Origin of the sequence: Streptomyces fructofermentans (assembly GCF_014651055.1) — a bacterium.
Taxonomy (GTDB): domain Bacteria; phylum Actinomycetota; class Actinomycetes; order Streptomycetales; family Streptomycetaceae; genus Streptomyces; species Streptomyces fructofermentans.
Map to the genome: position 1 here is coordinate 163,075 of NZ_BMWD01000007.1, position 16,980 is coordinate 180,054.

General features: G+C 72.4%; 11 protein-coding genes and 3 pseudogenes. 6 read left to right on the forward strand and 8 right to left on the reverse strand.

Annotated elements, in window-relative coordinates; translation table 11 throughout:
• The first annotated feature begins 89 nt into the window (after nt 1-89).
• Together IE265_RS12570 and IE265_RS12575 are read left to right on the forward strand one after the other, a co-directional pair.
• Nucleotides 90-836: an SAM-dependent methyltransferase gene (locus IE265_RS12570; protein WP_190035559.1), complete on the forward strand. Its 747-nt coding sequence runs from the start codon at nt 90-92 to the stop codon at nt 834-836.
• Between the two features lie 420 nt (nt 837-1,256).
• Nucleotides 1,257-2,069, forward strand: coding sequence for a peptidoglycan-binding domain-containing protein (locus IE265_RS12575; protein ID WP_190035560.1), 813 nt, complete (start codon nt 1,257-1,259; stop codon nt 2,067-2,069).
• Between the two features lie 3 nt (nt 2,070-2,072).
• On the opposite strand, the gene IE265_RS12580 is transcribed toward IE265_RS12575, so the two are convergent.
• The 4 genes from IE265_RS12580 to IE265_RS12595 form a co-directional block, all read right to left on the reverse strand.
• Nucleotides 2,073-2,942: a dienelactone hydrolase family protein gene (locus IE265_RS12580; RefSeq protein ID WP_229916147.1), complete on the reverse strand. Its 870-nt coding sequence runs from the start codon at nt 2,940-2,942 to the stop codon at nt 2,073-2,075.
• Nucleotides 2,939-5,083 carry a trypsin-like peptidase domain-containing protein gene (locus tag IE265_RS12585; RefSeq protein ID WP_190035561.1) on the reverse strand — a complete coding sequence of 715 codons (2,145 nt, stop codon included), beginning with the start codon at nt 5,081-5,083 and terminating at the stop codon, nt 2,939-2,941. Before IE265_RS12585 ends, IE265_RS12580 begins: the two co-directional genes overlap by 4 nt.
• A gap of 446 nt (nt 5,084-5,529) precedes the next feature.
• Complete coding sequence (locus IE265_RS12590) at nt 5,530-6,225, reverse strand: alpha/beta fold hydrolase (RefSeq protein WP_190035562.1); 696 nt, start codon at nt 6,223-6,225, stop codon at nt 5,530-5,532.
• Between the two features lie 226 nt (nt 6,226-6,451).
• Entirely contained in the window at nt 6,452-7,051 is a 600-nt protein-coding gene (locus IE265_RS12595; protein ID WP_190035563.1) for a DinB family protein, read from the reverse strand.
• A gap of 649 nt (nt 7,052-7,700) precedes the next feature.
• On the opposite strand from IE265_RS12595, the gene IE265_RS12600 reads away from it, so the two are divergent.
• From IE265_RS12600 to IE265_RS39485, 4 genes and pseudogenes are all read left to right on the forward strand, one after another.
• Entirely contained in the window at nt 7,701-8,144 is a 444-nt protein-coding gene (locus IE265_RS12600) for a hypothetical protein (RefSeq protein WP_190035564.1), read from the forward strand.
• A gap of 588 nt (nt 8,145-8,732) precedes the next feature.
• Nucleotides 8,733-9,095 carry a hypothetical protein gene (locus IE265_RS12605; RefSeq protein ID WP_190035565.1) on the forward strand — a complete coding sequence of 121 codons (363 nt, stop codon included), beginning with the start codon at nt 8,733-8,735 and terminating at the stop codon, nt 9,093-9,095.
• A 76-nt stretch (nt 9,096-9,171) separates the two neighbouring features.
• Nucleotides 9,172-9,639 (forward strand): annotated as a pseudogene (locus tag IE265_RS38965) (SMI1/KNR4 family protein); the annotation flags it as partial.
• 126 nt (nt 9,640-9,765) lie between these two features.
• Nucleotides 9,766-9,870: pseudogene (locus IE265_RS39485) on the forward strand (Lsr2 family DNA-binding protein); the annotation flags it as partial.
• Nucleotides 9,871-9,995: 125 nt separating this feature from the next.
• Here the strand turns inward: IE265_RS39485 and IE265_RS12615 are convergent.
• From IE265_RS12615 to IE265_RS12630, 4 genes and pseudogenes are all read right to left on the reverse strand, one after another.
• The gene (locus tag IE265_RS12615; protein ID WP_190035566.1) at nt 9,996-11,912 is read right to left on the reverse strand and encodes an FHA domain-containing protein; all 1,917 of its coding nucleotides are present in this window, start codon (nt 11,910-11,912) and stop codon (nt 9,996-9,998) included.
• 1,334 nt (nt 11,913-13,246) lie between these two features.
• Nucleotides 13,247-14,149: pseudogene (locus tag IE265_RS39490) on the reverse strand (serine/threonine-protein kinase); the annotation flags it as partial.
• A 776-nt stretch (nt 14,150-14,925) separates the two neighbouring features.
• Nucleotides 14,926-15,336 (reverse strand): PPOX class F420-dependent oxidoreductase, encoded by a 411-nt coding sequence (locus IE265_RS12625; RefSeq protein ID WP_229916149.1) that lies wholly within the window; start codon nt 15,334-15,336, stop codon nt 14,926-14,928.
• A gap of 406 nt (nt 15,337-15,742) precedes the next feature.
• Nucleotides 15,743-16,759: a LacI family DNA-binding transcriptional regulator gene (locus tag IE265_RS12630; RefSeq protein WP_190035567.1), complete on the reverse strand. Its 1,017-nt coding sequence runs from the start codon at nt 16,757-16,759 to the stop codon at nt 15,743-15,745.
• Nucleotides 16,760-16,980: the final 221 nt, after the last annotated feature.

Below are 16,980 nucleotides of genomic sequence, written 5' to 3' on the forward strand. Positions count from 1 at the left end.
GCAGATGACGGTCCAGACACACGCGGCCAGGCACGACGGGCCGCGGCCCCGGGCGACCACCACCTCATCGGACCGAAGGAACCCCAGCAGTGGATCTGCCACGTAGCTTCACCATCCGCGAGAGCGGACACCGCATCCACAACCCGTTCACCAGCGAGAAGTTGGCCCTCCTGGGCCGGGCCCTGTCCCCGGCACCCGGCACCCGCCTGCTCGATCTCGCCTGCGGCAGCGGGGAGATGCTCTGCACCTGGGCCCGCGACCACGGGGTGACGGGCACCGGCGTGGACATCAGCACCGTGTTCCTCGCCAACGCGCGCGCACGGGCCGAGGAACTCGGCGTCGGCGACCGCGTCGGCTTCGTGCACGCGGACGCCTCGGGACACGTCGCCGACGAACCCGTGGGCCTCGCCGCCTGCGTCGGCGCCACCTGGATCGGCGGCGGAGTCGCCGGCACCGTCGAACTGCTGCGCCGCAGCCTCGCCCCCGGCGGGATCATGCTGGTCGGCGAGCCGTTCTGGCGCCGCGAACCCCTCGACCGCGCCACGGTCGAGGGCTGCCACGCCACCGACAAGGACGACTTCCTGCCGCTGCCGGAGCTGGTCGAGGAGTTCGGCCGACTCGGCTGCGACGTCGTGGAGATGGTCCTCGCGGACCAGGACAGCTGGGACCGGTACGCGGCCGCCCAGTGGCTCGCCACCCGGCGCTGGCTCGACGCCCATCCCGACGACGAGTTGGCCGAGGAGATGCGCGCGGACCTCGCCGCCGCGCCCGCGCGACACGTCCGCCATCAGCGCGAGTACCTGGGCTGGGGCGTCTTCGCGCTCATGAACCGGTGACACCCGCCCTCGGGCGCCGCCACGGGTGACCGTCCCGGGTGCGTTCCGCGGTGAGTACGTCACGTACGCGTGCTCGTCCGCCGCGGGACGCACCCGGTGCCGGAGGCCGCCGCGCCGAGAACGCCGCGCCGAAGTCCGGGCGTGCCGACGCCCGCCGGGTGCCGTCGTCCGCCGAGTGCCGGAGCCCGACAAGCCGATGTCTGCCGACCGGGGACTGCTGAGGCGACGTCTGCCGAAGACCGGAGCCTGCCGTGCCGAAGATCGCCAAGTCGACGTCCGCCGGGCGCCGGGGGCTGCCGGGTCGGCGTCCGCAGGTGGCCGGAGCCGATCGACTCGCGAAGACTGCCGGGCGGGCAGTTGAACCTCCGGACGGGGGTACCCGTATCTCCACTCAGTACCACCGCCCGGGAGGAGACCAGGTTGTCGACACCGCCCGACCCCGAACAGGCGCCGCGGCGTTCGGCGTTGGAACCGACCCATGTCCTGCGCAGACGCCGCCCGGGCGCCCTGTCGGAACTGGTGCGACAGGTGCAGGAGCGCGAGCGTGAACGCGACCTGCAGGACGGCTACGAGGTCGTCACCGTCGCATCCCCCGGCACTGCCGTGCCGCCCCGCGCCGAGGACGACACACAGGAACTGCCACCCGTCGTCGACGACACCACCGGGACGCGCGAGCGCCCGGCCACCGGGTCCCCGGCACACGGCAGCCCCAGCCCCGTCCTGCGCCGGGCGGCACTCGCCGTCGCCGCCGTGGCCGCCGCGCTCGCGGGGTTCACCGCGGCCCTGCTGCTGACCTGGGGCGGGGACGAGGGCGAGCGCCAGGACCGCACCCCCGCCGCTCCCACGGCTGCGGCACCCGAACGGCCGGCCGATCCCGACGGCCCCGGAACCCTCCGAGAGGGCGACAGCGGGCCCGCTGTCAGCGACCTCCAGGAACGACTGCTGCGCATCCCGAACGTCTACGAGGGCGGCACCCCGAGCGGCGTGTACGACGCGACACTCACCGCCGCCGTGGCACGGTTCCAACTCTGGTACGGCATACGGGGGGACGAGACGGGCGTCTACGGGAACGACACCCGCAGCGACCTCGAAGCCCGCACCGGCAGCCCCGAACCGTCGTCGCCGCCCGTGGCCGCCGAGGCCGCCCCGGGTCCCGGCGCCCCCGGTGCCGGTCCGAAGGCCGGGCCCGCCGGGCGGCACGAGGCCAAGTCACCTGCTGAGAACGGTCCCTGACGGTCAGTCGGTCGGAGTCGCGTGCGTCGGCCGGCCGTCGCCGCCCTTGAGCCGTTCGTCGAGGAACGCGACGACATCGGCCCGTGCTCGGCGTGCCGGGTGACCCGGGGTCTCCCGGACCTCCCGGGTCAGCACGGAGTGGGCGAACCGGCCGAACCCGCCGGGATTGTCCCGCTCGGACGACAGTGGGATCACCCGGAAGCCGTCCCCGAGCCGGGCACCGAGCGTCGCGAAACGCTGCTCGGGGGAGAGCATGTCCCTGCTGAACCGCAGGCCGAGCACGCAGAGTTCGTCCTTCCGGGTCCGCTCGTGGACGCTCCGCAACTCCGTCTCGGAGACGCCCGCGTCGGCCCGCCGCGCCGGGGACACGGACAGCGGGACGGAGGGCTGGCTGAGCACGGCGGCCAGTACCGCGGGTTCGACCGCCGCCGCGAGCGCGAAGCCGCCCGTGAAGCACAGCCCGACGACGCCGACCCCGTGGCCCGGCCTGCGCGCCGCGACGTCGCGGGCCAGGGCGCGGAGGAAGCCGGCGACCGGCCGGTCGGCGTTCAGTGCGAAGGCGCGGAACTCCGCGGACACGCAGACCCGGGCAGCGACGGCCGCAGCCCGCAGCGCGGTGCCCTCCCTGCCCGGCTCACCGAACAGCGAGGGGATCGTGACGGTGTAGCCCTCGGCCACCAAGTGGTCGCCGAGACCGAGGACTTCTGGCGTGATGCCGGGCAGCTCCGGAAGGAGCACCACCCCCGGCCCACGCGTACCCCGCTCGTAGCAGTCGTACGTGGACACCCGGGACGAGCCCTCGTCCCCGCCGGTGAAGGAGCGCCGGCGCCACTCAGGGGTCAGCGGCGACACGGGAGGCCCCGGGCGCGTCACGGCTCCTGCCCGGTCGGGCGGAGCGCCCTGCCGATCCGGCCGGCGACCTCGGGATGGGCGAGGTACTCCTCGATCTTGTGGGCGCGGCCGCGGGCATTGAGCACTCGCAGGTCGGTCACCGGGCCCCAGACCGCGGACGGCAGCGGACACCCCGTCGCCACCGAGTCCGCGGGGGACCAGGTGTTGGCCCAGTCGGTGACGGGACCGCGGCGGTCGGGCCCGGTCACCACGAGGTTGTCGTACACGGCGTCCATGCCCAGCGGGCTGCCGGCCGTGACGAGCAGACTCAGATTCGTGTCGTTCGGAAGCCGGTGGACCAGATCCATGCCGACGACAGTACCGAGACTGTGCGCGACCAGGACGATGTTCTCGCCCTCGGGCACCTCGCCGAGCACCTTCAGGACACCGTCCAGAACCGTGTCGCGGACCCCGGGTGCGGTGAGATAGGCGTCGACGTCCCGGAAGACGCCGGCGATGACCAGCGCGTCCAGGTCCGTCACGTCGGCCAGGAAGCCGAGCGCGCGCTTCACACCCCCTGACAACAGGTCGCGCGCCCCCTCGGTGGCGGCGCGGTCCTCCGGCGGCAGGCCCCGTGCCTCGGCCGCCGCCATGACCAGCCTGCCGTACGACGTGTCCTCCGGGCCCGCGTCGAGCTCCTCGGCGGCGGCCGGGTCCGAGGGATCGCCGAAGTGCCGCCGCCCGGCGGCGCTCTCCTGCCCGAGAGCGGACATGAGCAGGCGCGCGTAGTACGGGAACCACACCGTCGCCGGTTCGACGGTGCCGAGTCCGGCGAGGGTGAGCCCGTGGTTGAGCCCGGCGGTCCAGTGGACGCGCAGGTCCTCAGGAGCGTCGTCGTGCTGGCGACGGCCGTGGAGGAAGACCAGGTGCGAGCGCGTGCCGATCGCCCTGCCCCTGAGCCCCGGGAACGCTCCGGCCGTCTCCCGCCGGCCGTCCACGGCCGTCGATGGCCGTGACAGCAACCCGTCGGGAGAGGCCCCCACGACTCCCGCGGCGCCCGGGCCGACCACCGGAGCCGGGGTCCCCGACGCACTCGCCGTGCCGACCGTACTCAGGGCCCCCGACGCACCGGGAGGGAACGACGAACCCACCGCGAGACCGGACTCCGGGCCCATCTCCGCCAACAGGGCGCGCCGTCCCTCGTCGAACTCCCCTGCGCCCAGACGCCTCAGTACGGAGCTGATCCGGGCACCCTCGTTGGAGACGTAGTCGACGAGGTGGTCGGGGTCGTCGGGCCGCGCGATCCGGCCGTCCTTGCGGAGCGCGTTCCCGTGCTCGTCCTCCTTCGCCACGCCGCAGTGGTGCAGTGCCACCACTTCCCACTGGTCGTTGAAGACGGGCGAGCCCGAGCTGCCCGGCGCGGTGTCGGTCCTGTAGTGGAGGAAGTCGTCGAGCCGCAGTTCGAGGGCGTTGTCCCGGACGACGACCTCCTTGAAGCGTCCGTCGGGATGGCCGATCACGTTCACCGGCTCGCCGACCACCGCCTTGCCGGTCTGCGCGCTGAGGCGCTGCCAGCCGAACATGTCACCCGCCGCCCGCCCGTCCACCGCGGGCGCCACAGCCACCACCGCGAAGTCGAGTTCGCCGTCCGCCGCGAAGAACACGGCGGGTTCGAGAGCGAACCTGATGGCCGCGTCGGGCGTGTTGTCGACGGTGTTCTGCACATTGAACTCGACGAAGCAGCGACGGGCGAACGCCTCGTCCTCCAGGACGTGCTGGTTCGTCATCAACAGGCGCGGCGAGACCATGAATCCCGTACCCAGCGGCATGTCGACACCGTTGTGGCGGACGGAGATCCGCGCGATCGAGGACGCCGCGCGGGCACCTCGTGGCAGGAACGCCCACGGCTGGGACTCGTTGCCGATCCCGATGATCCGCTCGTTCGCCCTGCGCTTGGTCAGGGCCTCGGAGTAGACGCCCGCGACGATCGCCTCGGACACCCCGCCCCGCGCCATGAGCCGGCTGGCACGCGTGTCAACAGCCTCCGGCGAGTCCGGGAACCGCATCCCCGCGGCTCGCCGCTCCCGTACGGCGCTCCGCTCGTCGCCCGCCTGCCGGTAGCGCCGCCCGGCGGCCGCCCGCTGCTCCTCCCACGCCCGACGCACCCGTCCGCTCCCGGTCATCGCACCCTGCCTCGCTGGTCTTCACTGGTTCATTTCCAGGAGGTGGATATGCAGACCCCACATGCAAGCGGAGAGCGGCCGGCCGAGTCCCCGCCGGCCGCGCACGGCTCCTCGGTGCAGGCGGGGGCACACCGGGGCACCCCGCGGCACGCGGGTGCCGGTGGAGTGGCCGGTGGCGGGGTGGCCGGCTGGCCGGGTGCCGGGGCGACGGGGGGAGCGGGTCAGCCCAGCGCGTCGGCCGTGCTCCGGGCTCCGTTGCCCACCACGAGCAAGGCCGTGCGCCGCCCCACCATCATGTGCTCACCCCCGGCGGCTGTCCTACGCACCGTGCACCCGGACATCACCTGACCCGGATGCACCCGCACGAACGCAACCGGGTCCTGCTCCCACCCGGGTCATGCCCCAGCGCGGGCTCCTGCCCGCGCTGGAGGGCGTCCGGGAGACCGTCAGATCCAGCCTTCGAGCGAGCGCATGAACCCGTCGAAGTCGTCGCGGTGAATGGTGTGTCCGGCCTTGGCGACCGTACGGACCTCGAAGTGGTTCCGGCGCAGATGCGCGGCGTCCTCGGCCCCGATGAGGAAGCTCGGATCGGCGAGCTGCACCAGCGAGGGGACGACGGGCTGGGTGGGGAGGAACCCGAACAGCGGCCGCCCGCCGAGGAAATGGGCGCTCTCGGCGTCCCAGTCCGCGAGGGTGGCGAGTTCGATGTCGACGTCGGCCTCCTCCCAACGAGGGTTCAGCGCGACGATGTCCTCCCGGACGGCGTGCTTGCCCGCGACGAACGCCGCCGCGTCCACGGTGCCGCCAGGGGCCGAGGTCGCCCACACCGGATCGCAGTACACGGCCCGGCGCGGCCGCAGCCGGTCGACCGCGAGCGACAGGGCGAGCCCGCCCAGCGAGTGCCCGATGGCCACGTCGGCACGCCCCGGCAGGGTGTCGACGAGGTCGCGGGCGAAGTGGGCGGGGCTGTACTCGCCCCGCGGCGAGGCCCCGTGCCCGCGCAGGTCCACGGCGACCACCCGGTAGCCGCGGTCGGCCAGGGCCGGTCCCACGCGGCGCCAGGTACGGGAGTCCGACATGATGCCGTGGACGAGCACGGCCGTCCGGTCGCCGGATCCCCATGTGCGGGTGTTCAACTGCACGTTGATGCCTCTCCTCGACTCCGGGCCGGTTCCGGACGCCGGGGTCGCTCCCGCCGATCGCGCCGTGCCCGCCCTCCCCTCGCGGGTGCGGTACGTCGGCCCGGGCCGCGAACCGCCGTCCCCCGTGCGCCACTTCTTACACCACGAGCCGGACGGGCGCTCCCGCGAACGCTGCTGCGGGACGCCGCCCCCGGTCAGCCGGCAGGCGCCCCGCCCCGATGCGGTGTCAGCGCTCCACGTCCTGGCCGGCCTCCCTGGCGGCCTGTTCGAGCCGGTTCCGATGCCTCTCCCACGACGCCGAATCGCCGGGAGCCACCGCGGTGTTGCCCTCGTTCATGCCCACGGCCCCGTCGATGAGCTCCCGGACGATGTCGGCGTGCCCCGCGTGCCGGTGGGTATCGGCGATCACGCGCACGACGGCGTGGTGCAGCGTCACCTCGTCCTTGCCGCTCCGCCACCACGGGACCCTGCCGACCGTGTCCAGCGCCAGGGCGTCGATCGTCGCGTCCGAGTGCGCCCAGGCGCGGCGGTACAGCCCCACGATCCGCTCGCGCGACTCCTCGGCGGTCGCCCACATGTCGGCGTTCTCCTCGGCGCCGTCCGAGAGCCACGGCTGTGCTTCGCCGGACGGCCGCCCGAAGGTGTCGCCGAGGTAGCCGAGCTCCACACCGGCCACGTGCTTCACCAGTCCGAGCAGGTTGGTGCCCGTCGGTGTCAGGGGCCGGCGGATGTCGTACTCCGAGAGCCCGTCGAGCTTCCACAGCAGGGCGTCGCGGGCGGACTGGAGGTAGAAGCGGAGGTCGTCCTTGGGGTCAGGTGCGGTCATGGGGTCAGTCTGCCGCCCGCACGACCACTGTCCACCGGCTTTCGCCCCTGGCGCGGGGGACGGCCCGGCGTCCGCGCGCCGCCCCCGTCCGCCGCGGCCGCTCGGCGACCGGGCCGGGAGGGCGCCCACGGGTGGCGTCACGCAGGCAGCCGCCCGCTACCGGACAAGACCTGCCCCAGGCATGAAGCCCTCTGAGAACACCTCCTGACGCCGTGCACCTGCCCCCAGCGTCGACTCCCCGCCCTGGGCTGGGAGATCAGCCGACCCATGGCCCCGGACAGTGATCAACTCACTCGGCTGGGCCTGCGTGGCGCTCCCGACCCCTGGAGCTGTGATCGCCGCTCGAGACATCTGACGCTGTCCTTGGTGGATATGTCCTCGGTGGTGCGTCGGGTCACGCAGTTGTGCGTCCGCTGGTCGAGGACGAGCGTGCAGACGGCGCTGTTGGCGTGTCGCGCGCGGTTGATGCGATGGCGGTTGGAGCGCCCGACAAACAGACCAGCGACAGCCGGAGTGGCCAAGACGTGCGAGGCGAGGCCGATCAGGCGCGACCGGAGTCGGTCCCCGCGCGCCCCTTCGAGGCGAACGACGGGCACGATGGTCGCTGTACCTCGCTGCTGTACTCTCCGGCGTCACGCAAGGAGGGGCAGTGCCGCAAGATCAGAGTGCCGATACGGGGGTCACGTCCGGGGGAGCGCCCCTTCGTACTTGGCTGACAAGAGGGAAGTACCTGCTCATCGAGGTGGTGGCGCTGACTCCGCTGCTCGGTATCGGCGGGGTCTTCCTGGGAGCGTTGTCCGCTTTTCCGTGCATGTCACCCGGCAGTGAACCTGAGGCGTCGGACCACCTTGTCCGTCCTGCGGCCTTCGACCCTGTCCCGCCCATTGCCGGCATGGTGCTTGTGGCACTGGCTGTCGTCGCTGTATGGGGTGCTTATCACGCGAAACAGATGGTGGTGAAGACGCAGGCGGTGCTCGCGTTGGTCGCCGTTGTCGCGGCATTGGTCCTTCATGATCCTCATCCGACCTGCGTGCGCGGCACCAACGCCAGTGTTCCAGCCGGCTTGGTTCCTCCTCCGCCCATCCGGTCTTGAAGACCGACGTTGGGCGAGTCACCGTGGGTTCGAATCCAGGCCGCGCTTGATGCCCGCCGGGTGGGGACCGATGTGGCGGGCGCCATGGCATACGCCGTTCTGGTGGTTCCGGTGCACCCCTCGCGGTCCAAGGGCGGCGCACCCGCCAACCGCCGCGCAGGGTAAGCCCGTTGCCATCGGTGGTGTACCGCAAGGCATGCGGCACACCACCGAGGAGCGGGACGTCCTCCGGAATCGGTGGCGGCGGACGGCCGCGACCTGCTCGTACGGTACGCGGGCCGGCCGGCGTCCGCCCTGGCGCTGGACACACTGCTCGACGCTGCCGTACGCCTGGCGGTGAACCCGCAGGACATGTGACCGCCCCCCCGGGGCACCCGCCCGCACTAGCGACCCGGGCCCCGCCCCCGCCCGCCCGCCCGGACCAGCGACCCGGGCCCCGGCCCCCCGTCCGCGACAGTGACCCGGGCCCGGCCCCCCGTACGGACGCCGGGCGGACCGGGAACCGGACGGGCCGGGACCCGGGTCGTGCGTGGCCCCCATCTCTCCCGACACGGGGCGAGCGGCGCCTTCTCGCGGCACAATGACTCCATGAAGCAGCTACCGTCCCGCGCAGCCGATGGTTCCTCGCTCTCCCTGTGGTCGCAGGACTCACTCCTGTCGGTCGGCTCCGTCGGCTCCGTCCTGTCCATCGGTTCGGTGGGCAGCGCCCTGTCGATCGGCTCCATCGGCTCCTCGCTGTCCATCGGCTCGATCGGGTCCGGCATGTCGCTGCTGTCGGCCGGGTCCATCCAGAGCATCGGAAGCGTGTTCTCCGCCCAGGGGCGCTGGTCCCTGATGACCGCGGGCCCGTACCGCCTACTCGGCTCGCCCGGCGCGCTGACGGCCCTGAGCGTCGGCGGCCTCGCCCTGGTCGGTGCCCTCGCCCTGCGCACGCGCGGCGCCCGGCGCTGACGGCACGGCACCGGACGCCCGCGAGCAGCGGTCCGGTGCCGACGGCACCATCAGGCAGAGGCGCGAAGAGAGGCTCATGGACACGGGAAAGCCGCCGTACGGGAACGAAGACATACGCGAGGTCTGGGGCCGCATCACCAGCCGTCTCGAACGGCGCGATCCGGGTGCCCTCGCCCGTCTCGGCGGCGGGGGCGACCCGACGGCCATCCGCGCCGCCGAGGAGCGCATGGGCCTGACACTTCCACCGGAGCTGCGGCAGTGGCTCCTGGTGAACGACATCGGCGCGGGGGGACAACACGCGCCCGGACCGTGCCTGGTGGCGACGGGGTGCGCGGGAGTCGTCCCCGGCGGCGGACTCCTTCTCGGGCTCACCGACATCGAGCGCGTCCACCGCCACATGACAGGCGTGGAGGAGAGCCTTTCGCCAGGGGATCCCGACGATCCGTTCTGGCGCCGGGAATGGGTACCGATCGTCGCCGAGCGCGACGGCTTCCACGGGATGTTCCTGGACACCCGTACCGGCCGCGTCGGGTCGTGGAGCGAGGGTTCCGGACCCCAAGAGGGCCGATTCACCTCGCTGTTCGCCTACTTCAAGCATGTGGCGGACCAGTTGGAGGGGATCACCCCGGACGGCGCGGGCCCGACCGGGCGGGGGTCCGCATACGATCGGGACACGGACGCGATACGCCGCTGGGCCCGCGCGAACGGCCACGTGGTCAATGACAGGGGACGTGTCCCCGCCGACATCCGCAAGGCGTACGAATCACCGCGGTAGGCGTCCCCGCCGGTCGGCGCGTACGGCTCCCCGATGGAACGCCGATGGCCCGGCGACCCACGCTACTTGCCGTGGACCGCCGGGCCCGGGGCGACGGGTGTGCGCCCCGGGCAGAGCGCGGTCGCCTACGGGGCGAGACCCGAGGGGATGTCGCGAGGGTCGGCGGGACGAGGGACGTACACGGGGGAGTCGGACTGGTAGAACAGGTCGATGTCGGCCTCCTCGCCACCGACGATCAGCGTGTCCCACGCGCCGCTCTCCCAGAGCGTGCGGAGCGTGGAGGCGTCCAACGCCGAGAGATGCGCGCGCAGTTCGTCGTCGGTGGGCATGCCCGGCAGGCGCGAGGCGAGCCGTTCACGTATCGAGCCCATGCGCTGCAGCAGGGCGTCGAGGTGCGTCTGCCCCGGGGCGGGCGCGGGGGCGTTGCCGGGAGCGGACTCCATGCTGAGGGCGATGATGTCCTTGATCGCGCGGGTGGCGCCCTGCTCGTCGGTGGTGACCATGGCGTTCCAGGCCCGGCTCTTGTGCCGGTACTGGAGCATGGACATCGCCGCCTCGTGCCGGATGAAGTCGGCGTCCCGCAGCGGCCTGCCCTGCCAGGCGCGGCTGAGCGAGCGGGCCAGGGAAGTGGCCGACGCGAGACCGCTGTTGAGGCCGCGGCCCGGCCAGAAGTGGATGGCGTTGGCCGCGTCGCCCAGCAGGAATCCGTACGTGCCGGGGTTCGTCGCGGTCGGCCGGCTGAGCTGCGCCGTGAACCGCGGCCGCTGCACCATGTCCAGCCGGAACGACGTGACGGCCGTCAGTTCGTCCTCGGCCATGCCGAACAGCTTCAGGCCCTCCCTGATCCGCTTCCACAGGGGCGAGTTGCGCAGCAGGGCGGGCAGGAAGAGGGTCCCGTGCGTGGGGCAGCGGAACTCGTTGTCCTCCTCGCGGGTCATGACGCAGGGACGCGCGGCGATGCACTCCTCGAAGACCTGGCGGACCGGGTCGATGCCGACGACGTTCTTGGCCTCCTCGCGGGTGAGGCGCATGTTCAGGAAGCCCTCGCCCCGCAGCGAGTTGAGGAGGAACCTGTTCTGCGACACGGTCAGCAGGACGCTCATCGGGTCGGAGAGCGGGGACTTGACCCGCAGCCCCAGCACCACGTCCTGCAAGTGGTCGCCGTCGAGGGAGTAGATCGAGGCGTCCGCCGCGCCGAAGCGGTCTGCGTAGTGCTCCCGGGTGCGGGACCTGCCGCCCTCGCAGACCACCAGGACGTGCTCCTGGGCGAGCCGGCCCTGGTGTCCCGACGGGTCGAACCGATCCGGTATCAGCCGGATCGCCGCGCTCTTGTTCGCCAGGTCCAGGAGGCGGTCCTCGACGTAGGCGATCCGGATGTTGCGCGGAGGCCGGCCCTCCACGGAGTCCGGTCCGACGGGCCACATCTCCGAGTAGTTGTGGCCCGCGTCGAAGAGCGCCGTCTGCAACTCCTCGGGCAGGGCGAGGTACTGGCGGCTCTGGATGGTCACGACCTGCTGGCGGCGGGTGTTCCCGTGGGTCTCGTCCTTCCAGACCACGGTCGAGCCGTTCTTGATCCACCGGTTCTCGTAGATCTTGATGGCGACCCGTCCGCGCAGCATGTTCTCCAGCGTCAGCGCGAAGGCGAGGCCGACGGGGCCGCCGCCGGTGATCGTGACGCGCAGCAGCCCCGGGTCGTCGGACGCCTTCGTCCGGGGCATGTCCAGCAGGGAGAGGTCCATGACCGTCTCCATGGCGTCCTGCGACTCGAAGAGGAAGGTCTCGTCACCGATCCGGATGCGGTCGTTGGCGCGCAGGGCGCGCCGTGTGATCCGCTCGTCGTTGACGAACGTGCCGTTCCGGCTGCGGTCGTAAAGGACGAACCCGGCGTCCTCCTTGAGGATTTCGGCATGCAGACGGGAAGCACTGGCACTGACGATCACAACACCGTTGTCGCTCTTGCGGCCGAACGTCAGCGGCTCGGCGCCCAGAACGACGCTCTGACCCGTGAAGGGACCCGTTTGACCCACGATGACCGATGGCACTCGTACTCCTTGAGACGACACTCAGCAGAAAATTGAGGCCGCGTGGTGCGGCCGGCCCCGGCGTGCGGGCGGGGCTGTCGGACACATGCGCGCGAGGCCCGGACGGGGCCGTCGGACACATGCGCGCGGGGCGCGGACGGAATGCCCGCACCGACCCGTCGGTCGTGTGCGCGGCCGCGTCCGCGCGGTCACATCCGTCACTGGCCCGACGAGGTACCGTCGGCGGCTCCCGGATCGCATGTCAACGACAGGGGAACGGTGTTGGACCGCCCCTTGAGCGGAGCATTCAGCTCCACACCGATCCCGCTCTTGAAGGTTCCGGCCTTCGCCCACGTGGTCAGGCTGATGGTGACCTGCTTGGTGAGGCTGCCGCCGTTCGGGAACGACAGCGTCCGCCACTCCTCGTCGGTGACCGAGCCGTCCGTGGACACCCACCGGTAGGAGAACTGCGCCGGGAGCCGCTCCACGGTGAAGGTCGCCGTGAAGGTGGGCGCCTGCCCGTTCGGGGGCGGGCACTGACCGGAGTACGTCGTGTGCGAGCCGGTCACCTTCATGCGCACCCCCTCGGAGACGGCGGCGTCCTGCCCGTCGTCGCCCGTGCCGGGAGCCGCGGCTTCCTCGGCGTCACCCGCACCCGGCGAGGCGGAAGCGGCACCCGTGGTGGGCGCGGCCGCGTTCCCCTTCTTCGCGTCGTCGTCCCCGCCGCCCATGAGGGCGTAGCCGGTCCCGGCGAGTGCCAGCGCGCACAGGGCCGCACCCGCTGCCACGAGGACCGTGGTGCGCCGGTTGCGCCGAGTGGGCGCGACGGCGGGTGTTCCCGTGACCGTGGGTTCCTGCGCGGCGGGACGCGCGGGTACGGGCTGCGCCGGCGGGGTCTGCGCGGGTACGGGCCGCGTGCCCGCGGGCTGTGCCGGGACGTGGGTGACGGTCGGCTGCGCCTCCGGCCCCGAGGCCGCCGGCCGTGCCGGGGCGGCCGCCCCGGTGGGGCCGGTCGGGGAGGATCCGGCCGCGGCCTGCGCCCCGGCCTGTGCGGGAGACACCTGCGCGGTCCGCTGGGTCCCGGTCGGGGCTGCGGACGCCAGGGTCGCGTCCCGCGTCTCGTCCCCACCGGGGGAGAGCTGCGTGGCGATGTGCGTCTCGGCGTCGTCGTACGCCGGTTGTGCGGCCGGCTGCGTCCCGTCCTCGGCGGAGGCCGACTCTGCGGAGACGTGGGTGTCGGCGCGGTCGGGAGCCGGCTGTGCGGCCAGGTGCGTCTCGGCCCGGGTGGCCGGAGCCTGGATCGTGAGCCGGGGATCGACCCGGGTGGGGGGCTCCTCGGCCGCGGGCTGCCTCTCCGGCTCGGCCACCACGGTCGGCGAGTCCGCCTGCGGTCCGGTTGCGGAGTCCAGCGTGCCGCCCTCGCTGACCAACCGCAGCTCCCGCACGGCCTGTTCGGCTCCGAGGCGCTCGTCCGGGTCCTTGCGCAGAAGTCCTTCGATGACCGGGGTGAGCGCTCCGGCCCGGCGGACCGGCGGCAACTCCGTGTCCACGATGGCCCGCAGGGTGCTGAGCGGCGTGTTCTGCCGGAAGGGCGAACTCCCCTCGACAGCGGCATAGAGCAGGACGCCGAGGGACCACAGGTCCGAGGCGAGTCCGGGCCGCTTGCCCAACGCGCGCTCCGGGGCCAGGAATTCGGGTGACCCGACGACCTCACCCGTCATGGTCAGGGCCGTGCTGCCCTCGACGACGGCGATGCCGAAGTCGGTGAGCACCACGCGGCCGTCCTTGGCCATCAGTACGTTGGCCGGCTTGACGTCACGGTGCAGCACACCGGCCTCGTGGGCGGCGAGCAGCGCGGCGAGCACCTCGCCGCCGATGGAGGCGGCCCGCCGGGCGGTCAGGGTGCCCTCGGCCTTGAGCAGGTCGGCCAGCGACTGGCCGCGTACCAGCTCCATGACGATCCACGGGCGGCCCTCCTCCATGGCCACGTCGTAGATCGTCACGACATTGCGGTGCGACACCCGTGCCGCGGCCCACGCCTCGCGCTCCAGCCGCGTGTACATCCGCTCGATCGCGGACGTGGCGAGCCCGACCGGCGGCCTGACCTCCTTGATGGCCACCTCGCGGTGCAGCACCTCGTCGTGGGCGCGCCACACGGTTCCCATGCCGCCTTCGCCGAGCTGCGACTGCAGTGCGTAGCGGCCGGCGATCACACGGGTGCGGCCCGACTCTTCGGACACGGCGTCCTCACTGGTCATCGGGGCGAATCTTCCTTTCCTGGTACAAGCCGTTCGACAGAGCGTGGACGTCACCCACGGACCCTCGGTTCCGGAGCGCGGCCGCGGTCGGCGGGACCGCAGGCCGTCCGCGTGATCGCAACGCTGTGTCTCTGTCTCGAGGTGTACGGGGCGAGGAGCCTGCACCGGGTCTGTCCGGGGAGCGGGACACGGACGATCGAGCTCGCGGCGGAGGAGTCCGACGCGAGCCCACAGGTGCATCCGGGGATGATCGTACTGCTGCGAGAGAGGACGAGTGTTCAAGTCTGCACGGTTCCGCCCGCGTCTGATCGCCCGGCAACTGCATGTGTGGACCGCCCCGTTGATCGCCCTGCCGTGTCGGCGTGCCGACGGCGACGGCCCTTTGCCGCGAGTGCGGTGATCGCACCGCGGGGACCGGCAAGGAACGCGCCGCCACTGGGTGCACGTACGGGCCCCGGTCCCGGGTTCACCTCCGCGCGAACGGCCTCGATGGATTTCAACCGCGAGGTGGTCAAATATGGTGATATTAGTGTCGTACGGGGGTCATACGTGCACGCATGCTGCACATGCGAAGGTGACCCTTCCGCGACGTCGGCTGCGAGGTCAGGCGAGTGGGCGGCGATCGGTGACGGCTGCCGTGACGGCGATCGGGAGCGGGCGGCGGCAGCGCAACCCGTCGCCCCGGACACCGGAAGGTTGGCGCCGACCCACCTGTGCACCCCTGCGGTCGACATCTCGGGCGAGGGGCGGCGGGCTCGCCGCCGCGTGACGAGCGGTCAGTCGGCGAAGGTGCCGACCAGCCGCCGGGGAGTGATCCGCAGGACCACCCGCACGACCTCGGGTGGCAGGTCCAGGTACTCCTGACCCGCGCCGGGCCCTTCGTACTGCTCGGCCAGGGCGGCGGCGAGCTCCCGGCCCCGATCCTCGGCCACCGTCGCGGTGCCGCGCACTTCCAGGTATCGCCGCGGGTCGGCCCGGTCGTAGACGGTCAGGCTGACCCGCGCGTCGCGTTCCACGTTGCGGACCTTGCGGCGGCCGGCCGTCGAGGAGACCAGCAGGTCGTCGCCGTCCCGGGCGACCCAGACCACCGAGGTCTGCGGACCGCCGTCGGGGTTCACCGTGGCCAGCACCGCAGGATTCACATCGTCCAGAAGGCCGCGGGCGGCATCGTTCAACTTGGTCGTCACGCCCGCGACCCTATGCGGCGGACCGGCAGGCGTCGACCGCGTTCAACCCGCCGCCCACAGCCTCACCGGCCACCGGCCGCCCTCCGCACTTGCGGCTCCGGCCGTACGCGATCGAAGGCCGCGATTCTGGCGCCCTCTTCCGGGGGAACCGGCAACGGGCTCTCGCAGACTGCCCGTTCGACGGCCGGCACCAATGGCGCAGGCGGAGGCGCGGGCCAGGCTGTGTCGGCGGCAGGCGTCGCAGTCGGCCGACGAGACCCTCGCGTCGCAGGATCGGACGAATCCCTCGCGCCGCGGGATCGCTCGGCGGAACGGCGACCGGGTCCGCCGGTCGAACCGTCGTCGGGCCCGCCGGAACGTGCGGCCCCGCCCGCCCGCGCGGGGTCGGCCGAAACGCGTGGCGACACTACGACGATTCGCGCACCACGAGTTCGGTGGGCAGTACGACGTGCTGCCGCTCCTCCTCGGGACTGGCGATCTCCTCCAGGAGTATGCGGGCGATCAGGCTGCCTATCTCCTCGACGGGCTGGCGCACACTGGTGAGCGGCGGGTTGCTGTGCCGGGCGATGATGGAGTCGTCGAACCCGACCACCGCGACGTCGCCGGGAACGCTGCGCCCCTGCCTGCGCAACTCCGCCATCGCTCCGACCGCCATCACGTCCGAGGCGATGAACACGGCGTCGAGGGAAGGCACTTGTTCAAGGAGTGAACGCATCGCGGCCTCACCGCCCTCCTCGGTGAAGTCGGCCGCGGCCACGAGTTCCCCGGCGGCCTCGTGACCCGCCTTCTCAAGGGTCTCGCGCCACCCCTGGAGGCGGCTGCGGGCCACGTCCATGTCGAGCGGGCCGCTGATCGTGCCGATGGTCCGGCGCCCCCGCGCGAGGAGATGGCCGACGGCGGTGGCGGCTCCGCCGGCGTTGTCGGAGAGGACGTGGCTGAGCGACTCGGTGGGGGACCGGCGTCCGGCGAGCACGGTCGGCAGCCCCATGTCCTCCAGCAGGCCGGGCAGCGGATCGTGCTCGTGCACCGAGACCAGGAGCACTCCGTCCACCCGCCGCTCCGCCACGGACTCGGTGAGCTGGTCACGCTCCGCCTGGTCGCGTACGAGGACGAGTTGGAGCTGTGTCCGGGTCTCCGCGAGGGCGGTGCTCACGCCGCGGATGACCGCCGAGAAGTAGGGCTCGTTGCCCAGCCTGCTGGCGGACTCGGGGATCACCAGGGCCACGGAGTTGGTCCGGCTGGTGACGAGCCCGCGCGCGACCGAGTTCGGTACGTAGTTCAGCTCGGCGATGGCGGCGAGCACGGCGGTCCTGGCCTTCTCGCTGACGAGCTCCGAGTTGTTGATGACTCGTGAAACCGTCGTACGTCCGACGCCGGCCCGCGCGGCCACGGTCTTGATGGTCGGGCGCTGCCTGGCCCCCATGACGCCTCCTCGCCTGAGCGGTGCCCGAACGGCCGCCACCTGCGCATTGTGCCAGACCCGTGCGGCGCGCCGGAGGGCGTCAGGTGTACCGGCGCGACATGTTCCGGAAACTAAGTGGATTCAACTTCTTGACAGCGACCTTTTGTGGCGGCCAGGCTTCGGGCTTCCGGGTGGGCACGTTCCCATCGCAGTTTGGGAACGTACCCACCGGACAAATCGGG